This is a genomic window from Acidimicrobiales bacterium, assembly GCA_036399815.1.
In the GTDB taxonomy this organism is placed as follows: domain Bacteria; phylum Actinomycetota; class Acidimicrobiia; order Acidimicrobiales; family DASWMK01; genus DASWMK01.
In genome coordinates this window covers 1-17,867 of record DASWMK010000050.1, presented here as the reverse complement: position 1 = coordinate 17,867, position 17,867 = coordinate 1, and the positions used below count along the sequence as shown (strand labels likewise).

Annotated in this window: 14 protein-coding genes; 3 read left to right on the top strand and 11 right to left on the bottom strand. The window is 74.9% G+C overall.

Features of this window, described 5'->3' with window-relative positions; all coding sequences use genetic code 11:
* Positions 1–9: 9 nt before the first annotated feature.
* Both moeB and VGB14_03730 read right to left on the bottom strand, forming a co-directional pair.
* The gene (gene moeB / locus VGB14_03735; protein HEX9992018.1) at positions 10–1,185 is read right to left on the bottom strand and encodes a molybdopterin-synthase adenylyltransferase MoeB; all 1,176 of its coding nucleotides are present in this window, start codon (positions 1,183–1,185) and stop codon (positions 10–12) included.
* Positions 1,186–1,202: 17 nt separating this feature from the next.
* Positions 1,203–1,991: an NAD-dependent deacylase gene (locus tag VGB14_03730; protein ID HEX9992017.1), complete on the bottom strand. Its 789-nt coding sequence runs from the start codon at positions 1,989–1,991 to the stop codon at positions 1,203–1,205.
* Positions 1,992–2,134: 143 nt separating this feature from the next.
* Between VGB14_03730 and VGB14_03725 the strand changes: the two genes are divergently transcribed.
* Entirely contained in the window at positions 2,135–2,791 is a 657-nt protein-coding gene (locus tag VGB14_03725; GenBank protein ID HEX9992016.1) for a hypothetical protein, read from the top strand.
* Between the two features lie 21 nt (positions 2,792–2,812).
* Here VGB14_03725 and VGB14_03720 read toward each other — a convergent pair whose 3' ends face one another.
* Genes VGB14_03720 through VGB14_03710 form a run of 3 tightly spaced genes read right to left on the bottom strand, consistent with a single transcriptional unit; the run spans position 2,813 to position 5,977 of the window.
* The gene (locus VGB14_03720) at positions 2,813–4,282 is read right to left on the bottom strand and encodes a leucyl aminopeptidase (GenBank protein HEX9992015.1); all 1,470 of its coding nucleotides are present in this window, start codon (positions 4,280–4,282) and stop codon (positions 2,813–2,815) included.
* Positions 4,279–4,827 carry a cob(I)yrinic acid a,c-diamide adenosyltransferase gene (locus VGB14_03715; GenBank protein ID HEX9992014.1) on the bottom strand — a complete coding sequence of 183 codons (549 nt, stop codon included), beginning with the start codon at positions 4,825–4,827 and terminating at the stop codon, positions 4,279–4,281. Before VGB14_03715 ends, VGB14_03720 begins: the two co-directional genes overlap by 4 nt.
* Positions 4,802–5,977 carry an AI-2E family transporter gene (locus VGB14_03710; GenBank protein HEX9992013.1) on the bottom strand — a complete coding sequence of 392 codons (1,176 nt, stop codon included), beginning with the start codon at positions 5,975–5,977 and terminating at the stop codon, positions 4,802–4,804. Before VGB14_03710 ends, VGB14_03715 begins: the two co-directional genes overlap by 26 nt.
* Before the next feature lie 19 nt (positions 5,978–5,996).
* Here VGB14_03710 and VGB14_03705 point away from each other — a divergent pair, with 19 nt between their 5' ends.
* Both VGB14_03705 and metH read left to right on the top strand, forming a co-directional pair.
* Positions 5,997–7,439 (top strand): AI-2E family transporter, encoded by a 1,443-nt coding sequence (locus tag VGB14_03705; protein ID HEX9992012.1) that lies wholly within the window; start codon positions 5,997–5,999, stop codon positions 7,437–7,439.
* A 9-nt stretch (positions 7,440–7,448) separates the two neighbouring features.
* Positions 7,449–10,925, top strand: coding sequence for a methionine synthase (gene metH / locus VGB14_03700; GenBank protein ID HEX9992011.1), 3,477 nt, complete (start codon positions 7,449–7,451; stop codon positions 10,923–10,925).
* 49 nt (positions 10,926–10,974) lie between these two features.
* Here metH and ligD read toward each other — a convergent pair whose 3' ends face one another.
* From ligD to VGB14_03670, 6 genes are all read right to left on the bottom strand, one after another.
* Positions 10,975–11,874 carry a non-homologous end-joining DNA ligase gene (gene ligD / locus VGB14_03695; GenBank protein ID HEX9992010.1) on the bottom strand — a complete coding sequence of 300 codons (900 nt, stop codon included), beginning with the start codon at positions 11,872–11,874 and terminating at the stop codon, positions 10,975–10,977.
* An 11-nt stretch (positions 11,875–11,885) separates the two neighbouring features.
* Complete coding sequence (locus VGB14_03690; GenBank protein ID HEX9992009.1) at positions 11,886–12,872, bottom strand: Ku protein; 987 nt, start codon at positions 12,870–12,872, stop codon at positions 11,886–11,888.
* A gap of 21 nt (positions 12,873–12,893) precedes the next feature.
* Positions 12,894–13,757 (bottom strand): hypothetical protein, encoded by an 864-nt coding sequence (locus VGB14_03685; GenBank protein ID HEX9992008.1) that lies wholly within the window; start codon positions 13,755–13,757, stop codon positions 12,894–12,896.
* Between the two features lie 167 nt (positions 13,758–13,924).
* Positions 13,925–15,016, bottom strand: coding sequence for a Xaa-Pro peptidase family protein (locus VGB14_03680; GenBank protein HEX9992007.1), 1,092 nt, complete (start codon positions 15,014–15,016; stop codon positions 13,925–13,927).
* A gap of 176 nt (positions 15,017–15,192) precedes the next feature.
* Entirely contained in the window at positions 15,193–16,821 is a 1,629-nt protein-coding gene (gene lipA, locus VGB14_03675; protein ID HEX9992006.1) for a lipoyl synthase, read from the bottom strand.
* Between the two features lie 19 nt (positions 16,822–16,840).
* Positions 16,841–17,867: dihydrolipoamide acetyltransferase family protein (locus VGB14_03670; protein ID HEX9992005.1), on the bottom strand; the 1,027-nt coding region annotated here is incomplete at its 5' end.

Below are 17,867 nucleotides of genomic sequence, written 5' to 3'. Positions count from 1 at the left end.
CCGACCAGCCTACGAGGGGGGCTGGAGGGGGTGCGGCATGCAGAGCTCGTCGTACTCGGCGATCACCAGCTGCTCGGGCGGGACCGAGCAGGCCGGGCAGGCCGGGTCCCGGTTGACCCGGTAGGTGCGGAACGACTGCTCCAGCGCGTCGTAGGCGAGGAGGCGGCCGACCAGGCTGTCCCCCAGGCCGAGCAGCAGCTTGATGGCCTCGAGGGCCTGGATGGAGCCGACGATGCCGGGCAGCACGCCGAGCACCCCGGCCTCGGCGCACGACGGGGCCAGCTCGGCCGGCGGCGGCTCGGGGATCATGCAGCGGTAGCAGGGGCCGTCGTGGGGGGCGAAGACCGTCGCCTGCCCCTCGAAGCGGAAGATCGAGCCGTGGACGACGGGCACGCCGGCCTTGAGCGAGGCGTCGTTCAGCAGGTACCGGCTCGGGAAGTTGTCGGCCCCGTCGATCACGACGTCGTAGCCGCCGATGACGTCGAGCACGTTGTCGGCGCCGAGGCGGACGTCGTAGGCGACCACGTCCACGTCGGGGTTCAGCGCCGTCAGGGTCTTCTTCGCCGAGTCGACCTTGCGCTCGCCCAGCCGCTCCATGTTGTGGAGGATCTGGCGCTGGAGGTTCGAGTCGTCGACCACGTCCATGTCGACGATGCCGATGGTGCCCACGCCGGCCGCGGCCAGGTAGAGGGCGGCGGGGGAGCCGAGGCCGCCGGCGCCGAGCAGGAGGACCCGGCTCTCGAGCAGCTTCTGCTGGCCCTCGACGCCCACCTCGGGGAGCAGGAGGTGCCGGGAGTAGCGGCGCTGCTGCTCGGGGGTGAGGGTGCGGGGGACGGACCAGTCGCGGCCCTCGTCCTTCCAGCGGTTGAAGCCGCCCACCATGGAGACGACGTCGCGGTAGCCCAGCTCGGCGAGGGTCTTCGCCGCGAAGGCCGAGCGGGTGCCGCCGGCGCAGAACACGACGATCGGGGCGTCGTGGTCGACCACCCGGTTCTCGATGCTGGTCTCGAGCGTGCCCCTCGGGATGTGCACGGCGCCGGGGATGGCGCCCTGGGCGTGCTCGTCGGGCTCGCGGACGTCGAGGAAGACGGTGCCGGGGCGGGACCGGGCGTCGGCCGCCTCGGCGGTCGTCACCTCGCGGATCTCCGCCTTCGTCTGGGCGAGCAGGTCCCGGAAGCTGGCCATATGCCGAGAAACACTACTCAGTCGGTCGGGTATTCCGCCGCGGCGTCGGCCGGCGCGCCGACGATCGCCGGCAGGACGCCGCCGATCGAGCCCCGGAGGACGGCGTCCGCCAGCCCGTCCATGTCGGTCGGCCCGGCGTTCACGATGACGACCCTGGCGCCGGCCTGCTTGGCCCTCGGGACGACGCCGGCGGCCGGCCACACGGACAGGGTCGAGCCGACGGCCAGCAGCAGGTCGCACTCGGCCGCCGCCCGCTGGGCCCGCTCGATCACCGAGGGGACGAGGGCCTGGCCGAACGAGATCGTCGCCGACTTGAGGATGCCGCCGCAGGTCCGGCAGGGCGGGTCGGCCTCGCCGGCCCGCACCCGGTCGAGGGCCCGCTGCATCGGCGCCTGCTCCCCGCAGTCCATGCACACCACCTCGCGGATGGTGCCGTGCAGCTCGACGACGAGGCCGGGGTCGTTGCCGGCCTTCTGGTGGAGGCCGTCGATGTTCTGGGTGAGGAGGGCGTGGAGCTTTCCCCGGCGCTCGAGGGCGACGAGGGCGAGGTGCCCGGCGTTGGGCTCGGCCGTCCACGCCGGCGAGTGGAGGCGGTTCTGCCAGGCCTGGCGGCGGACGTCGGGGTCGGCCAGGTAGTGCGACAGGGTGGCGGTCTTCTCGGCGGCCGGGTTCCTCGTCCACACGCCGTTGGGCCCCCGGAAGTCGGGGATGCCGGAGTCGGTCGAGATCCCGGCCCCGGTCAGCACCACGACCCGGTCGGCGAGGTCGATCCAGCGGCGCACCTCGTCGAGGTCGTCGGTCACCATCCCGACAGTCTGCGCCTTGACGCGGCCGATGGGCGTGCTCCACACTGAGAAGCAACGAAATGACATGAACGACGTCTCGCACCACGCCGGCGCTTCCCCCGGTGCTTCCCCCGCCCGGCTCCCTCCCTCAGGAGTCCCCGCGCATGTCCGCCGCCGCCCCCATGACCGTCACCGTCCTGCCCACCGCCGTCGCCCGCCTGCTCGTCCGCCCCTGGCCCGACCCCGTGATCGACGCCCTGGGCCACGACCCCCGCTCCGCCTACGTCGAGCGCTTCTGGCTCGGCGTGCTGGGGCCGACCGCCACCTGGCTCCTCCGCGCCGTCGCCCACCGCTTCGAGGAGGAGCCGGCCGGGTTCCACCTCGACGTGGGCGAGGCCGCCCGCACCCTCGGCCTCGGCGGCGGCACCGGCCGCCACTCCCCGTTCGTGCGGGCCATCGGCCGGTGCTGCCAGTTCGGCCTCGCCCAGCCGGTCGGCGCCGGCACGATCGCCGTCCGCCGCAAGCTCCCACCCCTCACCCGCCACCAGGTGTCCAAGCTGCCGCCCGGCGCCCAGCAGGCGCACCGGGCATGGCAGCAGGAGGCCCTGCGCCGGCCCGACGTCGACCAGCTGCGCCACCGCGGCCGCCGCCTCGCCCTCAGCCTGTTCGAGCTGGGCGAGGACGCCGAGGCGACCGAGCGCCAGCTGCTCCGCTGGCGCTTCCCGCCCGTGCTGGCGAGGGAGGCGACGGCCTGGGCCCTCGACCGCCACCGCCGGGCGGCGGCCGAGGCCGAGGCGGGCGGCGATGGGCCGGCGGCCTGACGTCGCCGCGGGCCGGCCGGGTCAGCCGCCGAGCGGCTCGAACGTGGTGAGCAGCTCGATGAGCGTGCGGACGCCGAAGCCGGTGGCGCCCTTGGTGCGCTCGTCCGACTCCTCCTCGCTCATCGCCGGGCCCGGCATGTCGACGTGGGCCCAGGGCACGCCGTCGACGAACTCCTTCAGGAACAGCCCGGCCACGAGGGCGCCGCCGTAGCGGCCGGTGCCGGTGTTGCGGAGGTCGGCGACCGGCGAGTCGAGCCGCGACCGGTACTCCTCGGGCAGCGGCATCGGCCACATCGGCTCGCCGGCCCGCTCGGCGGCGGACAGCACGGCCCTAACCACCCGCTCGTCGTTGCCCATCACCCCGGCGTAGCGGTCGCCGAGGGCGACCTGCATGGCGCCGGTGAGCGTGGCGAGGTCGACGATGGCGTCGGGCCGCTCCTCGGCCGCCATGGACAGGGCGTCGGCCAGGATCAGGCGGCCCTCGGCGTCGGTGTTGACGACCTCGACGGTCGTGCCGTTGCGGATCTTCAGCACGTCGCCCGGGCGGGTGGCGTCGCCGCCGAGCATGTTGTCGGTGGCCGGCACGTAGGCGAGCACGCGGACCCGCACGCCGAGCTCGGGCAGGGCCGACATGGCGCCGAGCACGGCGGCGCCGCCGGCCATGTCGTCCTTCATCCCGAACATGCCCTCGGCCGTCTTGATCGACAGGCCGCCGGCGTCGAACGTGATCCCCTTGCCGACGAGTGCGATCGTCGCCGTCGCCTCGCCGCCCGGCGGCTCGTAGGTGGCGCGGATGAAGCGGGGCGGCTCGGACGAGCCGCGGTTGACGCCGAGCAGCCCGCCCAGGCCGGCCGCCTCGATGTCGACCTCGTCGAGGACCTCGACGGTGAGCCCGCGGTCGGGGTCGGCGACGGCGGAGGCCGCCTCGGCCAGCACGCGCGGGGTGAGCGTGCCGCCCGGCTCGTTCACGAGGTCGCGCGCCCACATGACCGCCCGGCTGATCACCGTGCCCCGGTCGAGCCCGTCGCGGACGCCGCCGAGGGCCTCGACCCCCGAGCCCCCGACCACGACGGCGACCCGCTCGAGCTTGGGCGCCTTGGGGTCGCGCTTGTAACGGCTGAACCGGTACGACGCCAGCGCCATCCCCTCGGCCAGGGCCTGGGCCGCCCGCCCGCGGTCGGACCCGGGGACGACCTCGAGCAGGGTCGTCGCCAGCGACTCCCGGCGGGACGCGGCGCGCGCCAGCGCGGCCGCCGCCCGGCGGACGACCTTCGGCGTCACCTCGGCCGAGCTGCCGAGGCCGACGGCGATCCGCACCGCCCCGTCGCCGGGGAGCACCTGGACCTCGCCGACCTTGCCCTCGAACCCCTGGAGGGTCAGGAACGACCAGTCGACGTCGACCGACACGTCGTCGAAGCGGTCGGAGAGCACGGGGATGCCGACGGCCTCCACGTCGGCGGGCAGGGAGGCGGCAGGCTCGAATCGGATCATCCCTCCACGCTACGCGTGGTCAGCGACTCACCACCCTCCTGCCACCGCGCCATCGTCCACAGCAGGTCCGACAGGCGGTTGAGGTAGCGCACGACCTCCGACTCGGGCGGCAGGTCGGCGGCCACGGCGTGGCGCTCGGCCCGGCGCACGACCGTCCGGGCGAGGTCGAGCAGCGCGGCCACCCGGTTCTGGCCGGGGACCACGAAGTCGGTCAGCGGCTCGAACCGGGTCGACAGGTCGTCGATCACGCCCTCGAGGGCCGACGCCATCTCGGGGGTGACGAGCGACTGCCCCGCCGTCAGCTTCGACCGGTTCTCGGGGGCCGTCGCCAGCTCGCCCATCAGCACCCACAGCTCCCGCTCGATCCGGGTCAGCAGGACGTCGAGCTCGCTCCCCCTGGCGCACTCGGCCCTGGCCAGCCCGAGCACGGCCTGGGCCTCGTCGACGGTCCCGTACGCCCGCGGCAGCGGCGAGTCCTTCGGCACCCGGCCGCCGTAGAGCAGGCCGGTCGTGCCGTCGTCACCCTTGCGGGTGTAGATCTTCATGGGGCGGCGAGCCTACGGCGGCCGGGGCGACGGCGGTCTCGTCCACCTCGTCGCCCGGCAGCAGCGCGTCGGCCTCGTGCACCAGGTCGTGCTGGTCGGTCGGGGCGAGCTCGTCGGCGGCGGCCACGACGACCACCGCCAGCACCCACGTGACGAGGGCGCCGCCGGCGCCGTAGAGCTCGAAGCCGATCATCCCGGCGACGAGGCTGAGCACGGGGCCGATCTTCAGCGAGCGGTCCTCGATGCGGCGCTGGAAGAGGGCGCTGTCGAAGACCTGGAAGACCACGAAGATGCCGGCGACGGCCGCCCCCTTGGCCGGCGTGCCGGCCGTGGCGAGGAGGACGATCGGGGCGGCGCCGACGACCAGCCCGAGCAGCGGGACGAGGCTCCACACCGCGACCCAGATGCCGAGCACGCTGGCCGCCGGCACGTCGGCGAGCCGGCAGACGGCCGCGGCGGCGAGGCCGGCCAGCATGGCCCGGCCGATCGTGGCGGCCACGTAGCGCCAGGCCCGCCGGTAGGCGCCGCTGACGACCCGCTCGAGGAGGGCTCGGCGGCGCTCGTCCCGGATCTGGCGGGCACCGGCGCCGAGGATGCGCCGGCCGTGGACGAGCAGGAACAGGGTGAGCACCCCCGTCGCGAGGAAGGCGACGAAGCGGGTGGCGGCCGAGCGGAGGGCGGCCGCGGCGTCGCCGCCCCGCAGGCGCTCGGGCAGCTCGTGGGTGAACTCCCGGACCCGGGCGCTCAGCTGGAACTCGGTGGCGAACTCGCCGAGCGACTCCGAGCGCTCCAGCTCGGCGGCCGCCTCCGGCGCGGCGTCCTGGAGCCGGCGCAGCTCGCCCTGGAGGTCGTCGACGGCGCCGTAGGTGACGAGCGCGACGAGGGCGACGAGCCCGACGGCGACGGTGACGATGGCGAGCCCGCGGGGCAGCCGCCGGTCGAGGGCGGCGATCACGGGGTGGAGCAGGCCGGCGAGGACGGTGGCGACGAGCACCCAGCCGAGCACCCGGGTGGCGGCGGCGAACATGCGGAGGGCGACGAGGGTGGCGCCGAGGATGGCGACCGCCGCCACGACGGAGCGGTTGCTCAGCCGCAGGCGCTCCCGTACCGGCCCCCGGGACGCCGGCACCTCCCCGGGCCGTTCGGGCATCGCCGGTACAGTACCGGTGATGCCGGCCGCGCCCGGGGTGCCCCGGCCCGCCGCCCCCGACGACCGCTCGGGGGCCGCCACGGCAACGGCCGCCGCGACCGGCGACCCGCCCACCGACGAGGCGCCGGCGCCGCCCGACGGCCGCAGCCGGGACGACGTCAACCCGAGCCAGGACGCGCCGTCCGGACCAGCGCCGACCGGCGACCGAGCCTCGGGCCAGGCCGCGACCCCGGCCCCCACCCCAGCCGGCGGCGCGCCCAACGCGGTCGCGGCCCCGGCGGCGGGGCCGGTCCCGGCGGACGACCCGGCGGGGCTGGCGGCGCCGGCGCCGGTGCGCACGGTCGACCTCGACCCGCGCTCGGTCGTCGTCGCCATGATCGCCTTCGCCGTCATCGTCGCCGGCACCGGCGTCGTCCGGTCGGCGACCCGCACGCTCACGTGGTGCCTGATCGCCACCCTGCTCGCGCTCGCGCTGAACCCGCTGGTCGGCGCCGTGCAGCGGCGGTTGCACGTGAAGCGGGGGGTCGGCGTGGCGGCCGTGCTCGCCGCCCTCGTCCTCGCCGTCACCCTCGCGGCCGTCGTCCTCGGCCCGCCGGCCGTGCGCCAGGCCCGCGACCTCGACGAGGAGATCCCGTCGGTCGTCGAGGACCTCGACTCGCTCCCGCTCATCGGCGAGACCCTGCGGGACAACGACGTGCCGGCCCGGGTCCAGGCCTTCCTCGAGGACTTCCCCGAGCGCCTGGCCGGCGACACCAGCCCGATCGAGGGCGCGGCCCGGGCCGTGCTCGGCGGCCTCCTCGCCGCCGTCGCCACCCTCCTCGTCACCGTCGCCCTGCTCCTCGACGGCGACCGCCTCGTCCGCCGGGCCCGCCGCCTCGTCCCCCACCGCTACCGCCCCCGGGTCGAGCGGATGGGCGACCTCTTCTACCGGATCGTCGGCAAGTACTTCGCCGGCTCGCTGCTGGTGGCGTCGATCGCGGGGACGACCGTGCTCGTCGTCGCCCTCGTCCTCGGCCTGCCCCTCGCCCCGCTCATCGCCGTGTGGGTGGCCGTGTTCGACCTCGTCCCCCAGATCGGCGGCGCCGCCGGCGGCATCCCGTTCGTGCTGCTCGGCTTCACCCAGGGGGCGACCACCGGCGTGGTGTGCGCCGTGTTCTTCGTCCTCTACCTCCAGTTCGAGAACAACGTGCTCCAGCCCCTCGTGGTCGGCGACGCCGTGGACCTGTCCCCGCCGGCGACGATGATCGCCGCGCTGATCGGCGTCTCGGCCGCCGGGGTGCCCGGCGCGCTGGTGTCGGTGCCGCTCCTCGGCGCGGCGAAGGCCGTGTACCTCGAGCTGCGGCCGGGGCGGCGCCCGCCGCCGCGGGCCGAGAAGGGCCGGCCGGGGCGGATCTCGCGCCTGGTCGCCCGCCTGCGCCGCCGCCGGACGACCACGGACCGTCGGCACCCCGACGCTCGGTAGGCTCGGCGCGTGCCAGGCAGCTATCTCGACGCCGTGCGGGAACGGGTCGTCGTGTTCGACGGCGCGACCGGCACCAACATCCAGCTGCGCCACCTCGGCCCCGACGACTTCGGCGGGCCCGAGCTCGAGGGGTGCAACGAGATCCTGGCCGTGACCCGGCCGGACGTGGTCGCCGACGTGCACCGGTCGTTCCTCGACGTGGGGGTCGACGTCGTCGAGACCGACACGTTCGGCGCCTTCGCCGTCCCCCTCGCCGAGTACGGCCTCGCCGACCGCGCCCACGAGCTGAACGTCGCCGCCGCCCGCATCGCCCGCGAGGTGGCGTCCGGTTACGACGCCTGGGTGGCCGGCTCGATGGGCCCGGGCACGAAGCTGCCGTCGCTCGGCCAGATCCGCTACGCCCAGCTCCGCGACGCCTACGAGGTCCAGGCGCTCGGCCTGCTCGAGGGCGGCGTCGACCTGCTCGTGGTCGAGACCGTGTACGACCTCCTCCAGGCGAAGGCGGCCATCGTCGCCGCCCGCCGGGCGATGGCCAAGCTCGGCCGCGAGGTCCCCCTCCAGGTCCAGGTGACCATGGAGGTCACCGGCCGGATGCTGCCCGGCACCGAGATCGGCGCCGCGCTCACCGCCGTCGAGGCGCTGCGGCCCGACGTGATCGGCGTGAACTGCGCCACCGGGCCGGCCGAGATGAGCGAGCACCTGCGCCACCTGTCGGCGCACTCGCCCGCCCCGATCTCGTGCCTGCCGAACGCCGGCCTGCCCTCCGTGGTCGACGGCCGCATGCACTACGACCTCACGCCGGACCAGCTGGCCGACCACCACCGCCGCTTCGTCGCCGAGCTGGGCGTGTCGATCGTCGGCGGCTGCTGCGGCACGACCCCAGAGCACATCGGCAAGGTCGTCGAGGCCTGCCGGGACCTCACGCCGGCGCCCCGGGCCCCCGAGCGCGAGCCGGGCGCGGCGTCCATCTACAGCATGGTCCCGTTCCGCCAGGACACGTCGTTCCTCATCATCGGCGAGCGCACCAACGCCAACGGCTCGAAGCGGTTCCGCGACGCCATGCTGGCCGGCGACTGGGAGACGTGCTCCCAGATGGCGAAGGACCAGGTGCGCGAGGGCGCGCACGTGCTCGACGTGTGCGTCGACTACGTGGGCCGCGACGGCACCGCCGACATGGACGAGGTCGCCCGCCGCTTCGCCACCCAGGCGAGCGTCCCGCTGGTGCTCGACTCGACCGAGCCCCAGGTGATGGAGGCCGGGCTCCAGTGGATCGGCGGCAAGGCCATCCTGAACTCGGCCAACCTGGAGGAGGGCGAGGGGCCGGGCTCCCGCTTCGACCGGGTGATGCGGCTGGTCAAGGAGTACGGCGCCGCTGTCATCTGCCTGCTCATCGACGAGCAGGGCCAGGCCCGCGACGTCGAGTGGAAGCTGCGGGTGGCCCGCCGCATCCACGACCTCGCCGTCGAGCGCTACGGCATCGACCCGACGGACCTGCTGATCGACGCGCTGACGTTCCCGCTGTCGACCGGCGACGCCGACCTGCGCCGGGACGGCCTCGCCACCATCGAGGCCATCCGCAGGATCAAGGCCGAGCTGCCCGGCGTGTCGACCGTGCTCGGCGTGTCGAACGTGTCCTTCGGCCTGAACCCGGCCGCCCGCCACGTCCTCAACTCGGTGTTCCTGCACGAGTGCGTGGCCGCCGGGCTGGACGCGGCGATCGTCCACGCCGGGCGCATCATGCCGCTCAACCGCATCCCCGACGAGCAGCGCCAGGTCTGCCTCGACCTCGTGCACGACCGCCGCACCCCCGACTACGACCCGCTGGCCCGGCTGCTCGACGTGTTCGCCGACGTGAAGGCGGCGACCGTCGAGAAGGAGGACCGCTCGGGGTGGCCGGTCGAGCGGCGTCTCGCCCGGCGCATCGTCGACGGCGACCGCGACGGCCTCGAGGCCGACCTCGACGAGGCGCTGGCCTCGGGGCTGACGGCGCTGGCCGTGGTCAACGACGTCCTCCTCTCCGGGATGAAGGAGGTCGGCGAGCTGTTCGCCTCGGGCGAGATGCAGCTGCCGTTCGTCCTCCAGTCGGCCGAGACCATGAAGACGGCGGTCGCCTACCTGGAGCCGCACATGGAGCGGTCCGACGAGGGCGGCAAGGGCCGGATCGTGCTGGCCACCGTGCGGGGCGACGTGCACGACATCGGCAAGAACCTCGTCGACATCATCCTCACGAACAACGGCTACGAGGTGCACAACCTCGGCATCAAGGTGCCGGTGTCGGAGATGGTCGACAAGGCCGTCCAGGTGAAGGCCGACGCCATCGGCATGAGCGGCCTGCTGGTGAAGAGCACGCTCATCATGCGGGACAACCTCGTGGAGCTGAACGAGCGCAACCTGTCCCACATCCCCGTGCTCCTCGGCGGCGCCGCCCTCACCCGCTCCTACGTCGAGCGGGACCTGCGCGAGGTGTACGCCGGCCGCCTGTTCTACGGCCGCGACGCGTTCGAGGGCCTGCGGGTGATGGACCGGCTGGGCGAGCTCCGGCGCACCGGCGAGGACGACCCCGACTTCGGGCGGGTCCCGACCGGCCGGGTGCTGCCGCCGAGGAAGTCCGAGCGGGACGCGGCGCTGGCGGCGACCGCCGTCGACCGGCCGAGGCGCTCGCCCGAGGTGGCGACCGACGTGCCCGTCCCCGTCCCGCCGTTCGTCGGGTCGACCATCGTGAAGGGGATCTCCCTCGACGACATCGCCGCCTACCTGAACGAGACCGCGCTCTTCCGCAACCAGTGGCAGTACCGGCCGGAGGCGGGCGAGGGCGACGACGACTTCAAGGCCCGCATCCGGCCCGTCCTCCGCGAGCAGCTGGCGGCGGCCAAGGCGTCCGGGGTGCTCGTCCCCCAGGTCGTCTACGGCTATTTCCGGGTGAATGCAGACGGCGACGACCTCGTCGTGTGGAAGGACGAGACCCGCACGGCCGAGTGGCTGCGGTTCCGGTTCCCCCGCCAGCCGGCCGAGCCGTGGCTGTGCGTCGCCGACTTCTTCCGGCCGGTCGAGTCGGGCGAGGACGACTACGCCGCCTTCCACGTCGTCACCATGGGCCGGGCGGTGTCGGAGGCGACGGCCGAGCTGTTCGCCGCCGACCAGTACCGCGACTACCTGCTCCTGCACGGCCTCGGCGTCGAGATGACCGAGGCGCTGGCCGAGCTGTGGCACCGCCGCATCCGGGTCGAGTGGGGCTTCGGCGACGAGGACGGCCCCACCCTCCACGGGCTGTTCCGCCAGCAGTACCGGGGCGGGCGCTACTCGTGGGGCTACCCGGCCTGCCCGGACCTCGAGGACAACGCCAAGGTCGCCGAGCTGCTCGAGGCCGACCGCCTCGGCATCGAGGTGTCCGAGGAGACCGGCTGGCAGTACCAGCCCGAGCAGACGACCAGCGCCATCATCTGCCACCACCCCAGGGCCAAGTACTTCGTCGTCCGCCGCGCCTAGCGGCGGCGAGGCTCCGGGGGCACGTCGGCGCCGCGCCCCGCCGGGACGCTCAGCCGGGCAGCTCCTGCTCCACGGTGGCGGCCGGCTCGAACAGGTCGCCGAGCTCGTCGACGCGGTCGAGCACGTCGGCCGCCTCGAAGACGAGCGGGTCCTTCCCCCTCGCCGCCGCCTCGGCCTCGTCCCACGTGACCGGCGTCGACACTGTCGGGCGGGGGCGGGCCCGGAGCGAGTAGGCGCACACGGTCGTCTTGTGGCGACTGTTCTGGCTCCAGTCGATGAACACCTTGCCGCCCCGCAGGTCCTTGCGCATCACGCTCGTCACCCGCTTCGGGTCCCGCTTCTCCAGCAGCTGGGCGACGGCCTGGGCGAAGGCGGCGGTGCCGGCGTGGGTGTGGCCGTCGACGTTCAGCGGCACGTACGCCTGGAGCCCCTTGGACCCCGACGTCTTCACCACCGACTCGAGCCCGAGCCCGTCGAGCACCTCGCGGATGTCGAGCGCGACCCTGGCGCACTCCGGGATGCCGACGCCGGGGCCGGGGTCGAGGTCGAACACCACCATGTGGGGCGACTCGAGGTCGGTCCCCCTCGCCATCGGCGCGTGCAGCTCCAGCGCGGCCAGGTTGGCCAGCCACACCAGGGACGCCACGTCGTCGATGCCGCAGTACCGGATCTCGCCGACGTGGTCGCCGGGGCCGGGGTAGGTCGCCATCCACTCCGGCCGGTACGACGGGCAGCGCTTCTCGAAGAACGACTCGCCGTCGACCCCGTCGGGGAACCGGCGCAGGCTCATGGCCCGGCCGGCCGAGTGGGTGAGCAACGCCGGCGAGATCCTGGCGTAGTAGTCGATGACCTCGGCCTTGGTGAACCCGGCCTCGGGATACAGGACCTTGTCGAGGTTGGACAGCCGGAGGGTGCGTCCCTCGATGCTGACGGTGGCGGCGGCGGGCACGCCCTCGGCCGTCAGGCGGACTTGCGCCGGCGGGGCGCGGCCGCCTTCTTGGCCGGCGCCTTCGCCGCCCCGTTCCCGTCGGCGGCCGCGGCAGGGGCGGGCGCGGCCTTGGCCGCCTTCTTCGCGCCGGCCTTCTTCGCCGGCGCCTCCCCGTCCTCGGCGGCCTCGCCGTCACGCGCCGCGCCGCTGGCGCGACTCGTAGGGTGGCGCTTCCTCGCCTCCTTGGCCGCCGCCACGCTGGCCTCCAGCGCGGCCATGAGGTCGACCACCTTCGGCGCCTCGGCCGCCGGGGCCATCTCCACGACCTCCTCACCCGCGGCCTTGCGCTCGATCAGCTCGAGCACCTGGTCCCGGTGGGTGTCGCGGTACTTCTCGGGCTGGAACTCGTCCGACAGCGACTCGACCAGCTGGCGGGCCATCGCCAGCTCCCGGTCGGACAGCTCCACGCTGTCCAGCGCGGCGATCTCGCCGATGTCGGCCGGCTCCACGACCTCGTCGGCGTAGACCATGGTCGACAGCACGAGCTTGCCGTCCTGGGGCCGCAGGGCGGCGAGGTACTGCTTGGTGCGCATCACGAAGCGGGCGATGGCCACCTTGCCCGACTCCTCCATGGCCCGCACGAGCAGCGCGTACGGCTTGACCGTCGCCTTGTCCGGCGCCACGTAGTAGGCGGCGTCGTAGAACAGCGGGTCGATGCCGGCGAGGTCGACGAACTCCTCGATGTCGATCGTGCGCGACGCCTCGGGGTCGAGGGACGCCAGCTCCTCGTCGGTGACCGTCACGTAGTGCCCCGAGCTGAGCTCGTAGCCCTTCACGATCTGGTCGTACGGCACCTCGCTGCCGTCCGCCGCCGACACCCGCTGGTACTTCACGCGGGCGCCCGTGCGGGCGTCGATCTGGTTGAACGAGACGCTCTTCCTGGAGACGGCGGTGTACAGCTTGATCGGGATGTTGACCAGACCGAAGCTGATCGACCCGCTCCATATCGCCCGGGGCATGCCCTCAAGTGTGCCCGACTGTCAAGGGGCCAGCACGGCTCTGGCCACGAGGTCGGTCCCGAACGCCGTGAGGATGGCCAGATAGAGCAGCCCGGTGGCCGCCATCACGGCCGAGTAGGCCCGCTCCCGCAGGGCCGCCCGGGTGACGACGGCCAGGCCCGCGGTGGTCACCGCGCACGCCACCCAGAACCAGCCGAGGGTGCCGTTCCACCCGTCGTCCACGGTGCCGGTGATGACCGACCCCATCCCCGTCGGCCACAGGAGGACGGCCACCTCGACGGGGCACAGCACCCCGAGCCACCGCACCTGCTCGAGCAGCGGCGCCCGGCCGAGCCCCGGCTGCACGAGGTACCAGTGGCCGAGGAGCATGGCGTCGCTGACGCTGCCGAGGAACGCCGCGCCGACGAGGGTGCGGGCGACGGCCAGGCCGGCCGGCCCGCCGGCGTCGAGGGCCGCGGCGACCAGCCCGAGGGCGCCGACGGCGGGGGCCACGAGGTCGAGCGCCGGCGGGAACTCGGGCACGGACGGGTCGGGGACGCGCTCGCCGGCCGGCTCGGGCCGGCCGCCGGTCATGGCCGCCACCCGGGCCGAGCGGCGCTCCCGCCGCTCCCGCTCGCCGGCGACCCCGGCCCGCCGGCGGACGACCGAGACGGCCAGCGCGGCCAGCGCGGCGACGGCCACGCCGGCCGACGCCCACTCCCGGGCGGGGACGGGCTCGAGCAGCCGCCCGGCGACGACGGCGCCGGCGGCGACCAGCGCGTAGAACGACCGCAGCAGCCAGCCGTAGCCGATGCCCACCTCGCGCCGCCGGGACGTCACCCAGAGGAACAGCAGCCCGCCGGTGGCGAACTGCAGCAGCACCGTCGCGGCGTCGAGCCGGATCACGACGGGACGCCCCGCTCGCGCTCAGCGGGGCCGGCAGGCGCCGTCGACGAGCCGACCGGGTCCGGGCTGGAGCTCACCCCTCGGCAGCGAGCCGGCGGGCGTCCTGGCGGAGCGCGCCGGGCCCCGGCGGTGCGACCCGGGTCGTGGCCACGAGCCGAGCGTACCGGTCAGGCGTCGACGACCACGAGGGCGTGGTCGGCCTGGTTGAGGGCCTCGGGGCCGGCCTCGGTGGCGACCACGATGTCCTCGATGCGGGCGCCGAAGCGGCCCTGGAGGTAGATGCCGGGCTCGACCGAGAAGGCGTGCCCGGGGGCCAGCGCCTCGCAGTTGCCGGCGACGAGGTAGGGGTCCTCGTGCTCCTCGAGGCCGATGCCGTGCCCGGTGCGGTGGACGAAGTGGTCGCCGTAGCCGCCCTCGGTGATGATCCGGCGGGCGACGCCGTCCACGTCCTCGCACGGCGTGCCGACGACCGCGGCCTCGACGGCCGCCGCCTGGGCCGCCTGGAGGACGGCGTACAGGTCGCGCAGCTGCGGGTCGGGCTCGCCGAGCGACACGCAGCGGGTGATGTCCGAGCAGTAGCCGTCCATGGTCCCGCCGAAGTCGCAGAGGACGACGTCGCCGGGCCGGATCACCCGCTCGGACGGCTCGTGGTGCGGGCTGGCGGCGTTCTCGCCGGCGCCGACGATGGCGAAGTTCACCCGGTCGTGCCCCTCGGCCACCAGCCGCCGGCCGATGTCGGCCGACACCTGCGCCTCGGTCCGCCCGACGAGGGGGATCTCGCCGGCCTGGAGCTGGGCGGCCACCCGGTCGGCGGCGGCCGCCGCCCGGCGCAGGGCCGTCACCTCGGCGGCGTCCTTGACCGACCGCAGCGGCGCCGTCACCTCCGAGCCCTTCACCCACCGGGTCGACGGCAGCCGCGGCAGCAGGTCGACGAGGAAGCGGGCCCAGGTGCGGTCGCCGACGGCCGCCACCGCCGGCCGGCCGGCCGCCTTGGCGGCGAGCTCGACGGGGTCGTCGGTCTCCTCCCAGCCGACCAGCTCGAACAGCTCGGGCCTCGGCGTCACCCGCGGCACCTCGAGCCGGGGGACGAGCAGGACGGCGTCGCCCTCCCTCGGCAGGACGAGCATCGTGAGCCGCTCGAGGGGCATCGCCTCGTAGCCGGTGAGGTACGGGAGGTCGGCGCCGACGGACAGCAGCAGCACGTCGACGTCCAGCTCCGCCATGCGGGCCCGCGCCCGCTCCATGCGCTCGGCGAACATGCCCGCAGGCTACGGCCCCGCCGCCCGGCCGGTTGCCCGCCAGCGTCGCGCCTGGGACCCCGCACCGCCGCCGGCCGTGACGGCGATCGACCCACCAACCGGGCCCGCGCCGGCCGATCGTCACGGCGGGGCGGCTTCCCGGCCGACCGACGGCCGGGACGCGGCCGCCGGGGGACCTACCGGCCGGGCGCCACCCCGAGCGAGACGGGCGTGACCGACGCGCCCTCGGCCGCCTGGCGGGCGTGGTAGCTCGACCGGGTGAGCGGGCCGGACTCCACGTGGGCGAAGCCGAGGGCCTCGCCGACCTCCCGGAGCCGGTCGAACGTCGACGGCGGCACCCAGCGGGCGACGGGCAGGTGGTGGCTGGTCGGCCGCAGGTACTGGCCGAGCGTGACGATCTGCACGCCGACCCCGCGGAGGTCCACCAGGGCGCCGACGACCTCCTCGTCGGTCTCCCCCATCCCGAGGATGATCCCGGACTTCGTCACCAGCCCGGCGTCGGCGGCCCGGCCGAGCACGGCCAGGCTGCGGGCGTAGGACGCCGACGGGCGCACGGCCCGCTGGAGCCGGGCGACGGTCTCCAGGTTGTGGTTCAGCACGTCCGGCCGGGCGGCGAAGATCACGTCGAGCGCCTCGGGATCGCCCTTGCAGTCGGGGATCAGCACCTCGACCCTCGTCCCCGGCCGGCGCCGGCGCACGGCCAGCACCGTCTCGGCGAAGGCGGCGGCCCCGCCGTCGGGCAGGTCGTCCCTCGCCACCGCGGTGACCACGGCGTGGGCCAGCCCCATCCGCTCGACCGCCTCCCCCACCCGCTCGGGCTCGCCGGCGTCGAGGGGCTCGGGGTGGCGGGTGTCGACCAGGCAGAACCCGCACGCCCTCGTGCACCGCTCGCCGTTGATCATGAACGTCGCCGTGCCGTCGGCCCAGCACTCGAAGATGTTCGGGCAGCCGGCCTCCTCGCACACGGTGACGAGCGACAGGTCGCGCATCGTGCGCTTCAGCCGCAGGTAGTCCCCGCCCATGTGGGCCTTGGCCCGCAGCCAGTCCGGCTTGCGCTCCCGCACGGACAGGCCGTCGGCCACGCCGGCCTCGGCCAGCCGGCCGAGCAGCCGCACCGGCGCGCCCGGCCCCTCGCCCCGGGAGAACGGGGACAGGTCGGCCGTCCGGTGCCGCCAGGCGACGTCCTGGCGCTCGACCTCGTCGTGCCCCCACCGGCCGGCGGCCCTGGCGACGACGGCGTCGACCACCTCCCGCATCCGCGCCCGCACGCCCTCGGCGGCGAGCGACGTCACCCCCTTGTCGGCGATGCCGCACGGGACGATGTGCCCGAAGTAGGCGAGGTCCGGGTCGACGTTCAGGGCGAACCCGTGCATGGTCCTGCCCCTCGTCACCCGCACGCCGATGGCCGCCACCTTGCGGGGCCGGTCGGTGCCGACGCCGACCCACACGCCCGGGTAGCCGGGCAGGCGGTCGGCGCCGGGCAGGCCGAGGTCGGCCAGCACGTCGATCAGCAGCTGCTCGACGGAGCGGACGTAGTCCGGGATGGCGGACGGCCCCATCGCCACCGACACGATCGGGTAGCCGACCAGCTGGCCGGGCCCGTGGTAGGTGACGTCGCCGCCCCGGTCGGTGCGCACCAGCTCGGCGCCGACGTCGGCCGGCGGGACGAGCACGTGCGCGAGGTCGGCCCGCACCCCCAGCGTGTACACGTGGGGGTGCTCGAGGAGGAGCAGGTGGTCCTCGGCCGACCGCTCGAACAGCGCCCGCTGGAGGGCGTGCGCGTCCCGGTAGCGGACCCGCCCCAGCCAGCGGGCGTGCAGGGCCCTAGAGCTCAGCGGACCAGTCCCTCGTCTCCAGGATCTCCCGGATGCGGCCGGCGAACGCCGAGGCGTAGGCCCCGTCGTAGGCGCGGTGGTCGAAGGAGAGGGCCAGGTTGCCGACCGGGTGGATGGCGATGGCGTCGCTGCCGTCCGGGCCCTGCACGACCACCGGCCGCTTCCGCACGCCGTCGGTGGCGAGGATGGCGACCTGGGGCTGGTTGATGACCGGCGCCGTGATCAGGGTGCCGAACGGGCCGGCGTTGGTGATCGTGAACGTGCCGCCGCTGATGTCGTCCGGCCCGAGCTTCTTGCTGCGGGCCCGGCGGGCGAGGTCGTTGACCTCCCTCGCGATCACCCGGAGGCGCTTGCCGTCGGCGTCGTGGATGACCGGGACCATGAGGCCCTCGAAGTCGAGGTCCACGGCGATGCCGAGGTTCACGTACCGGTGGACGATCAGCTCGTCGTTGCCGACCGACGCGTTCACGTGCGGGAAGTCGGCGATGGCGTCGATGGTCGCCCTGGCGATGAACGGCAGGTAGGTGAGCGAGAAGCCCTCCTCGGCCTTGAACGCCTCGCGCCGGGGCAGGCGGACCTTCTCGACGTTGGCGTAGTCCACCTCGACGACGACCAGCGTGTGGGCCGACGTGGCCTGCGAGCGGACCATGTGCTCGGCCGTGCGCCGCCGGATGTTGGTGAACGGCACGACCTCGTCGCGGTCGCTCGCCGTGGCCGCCGGGAACGGCTCGGCCCGGCCGACCGGGGTCGGCGCGGCCTGGCGGGCGGCCGGCTGGGCCGGGGCCGGGGCCTGGCGGGCCGCCGGCTGGGCCGGGGCGGCCGGCTGGCCCTGGGGCGCGGCCGCGGGCCGGGCCGGGGCCTCGGGCGCCGCCTCGGCCGGGGCGGACGGCGCCCGGCCGGTGCCGCCCCTCGCCTCGATCACCTGGAGCACGTCGTTGCGGGTGATGCGCCCGCCGGCGCCCGTGCCCTGGATCTGGGCGGCGTCCAGGTCGTTCTCGGCCAGCTGCCGGCGGACG

Bases quoted from the DNA above. Each gene is read 5' to 3' on its own strand.
- VGB14_03730 (HEX9992017.1), bottom strand. From the start codon at position 1,991: ATGGTGACCGACGACCTCGACGAGGTGCGCCGCTGGATCGACCTCGCC.
- VGB14_03710 (HEX9992013.1), bottom strand. From the start codon at position 5,977: ATGCCCGAACGGCCCGGGGAGGTGCCGGCGTCCCGGGGGCCGGTACGG.
- VGB14_03690 (HEX9992009.1), bottom strand. From the start codon at position 12,872: ATGCCCCGGGCGATATGGAGCGGGTCGATCAGCTTCGGTCTGGTCAAC.
- VGB14_03720 (HEX9992015.1), bottom strand. From the start codon at position 4,282: ATGATCCGATTCGAGCCTGCCGCCTCCCTGCCCGCCGACGTGGAGGCC.
- VGB14_03725 (HEX9992016.1), top strand. From the start codon at position 2,135: ATGTCCGCCGCCGCCCCCATGACCGTCACCGTCCTGCCCACCGCCGTC.
- VGB14_03715 (HEX9992014.1), bottom strand. From the start codon at position 4,827: ATGAAGATCTACACCCGCAAGGGTGACGACGGCACGACCGGCCTGCTC.
- moeB (HEX9992018.1), bottom strand. From the start codon at position 1,185: ATGGCCAGCTTCCGGGACCTGCTCGCCCAGACGAAGGCGGAGATCCGC.
- VGB14_03680 (HEX9992007.1), bottom strand. From the start codon at position 15,016: ATGTTCGCCGAGCGCATGGAGCGGGCGCGGGCCCGCATGGCGGAGCTG.
- VGB14_03705 (HEX9992012.1), top strand. From the start codon at position 5,997: ATGCCGGCCGCGCCCGGGGTGCCCCGGCCCGCCGCCCCCGACGACCGC.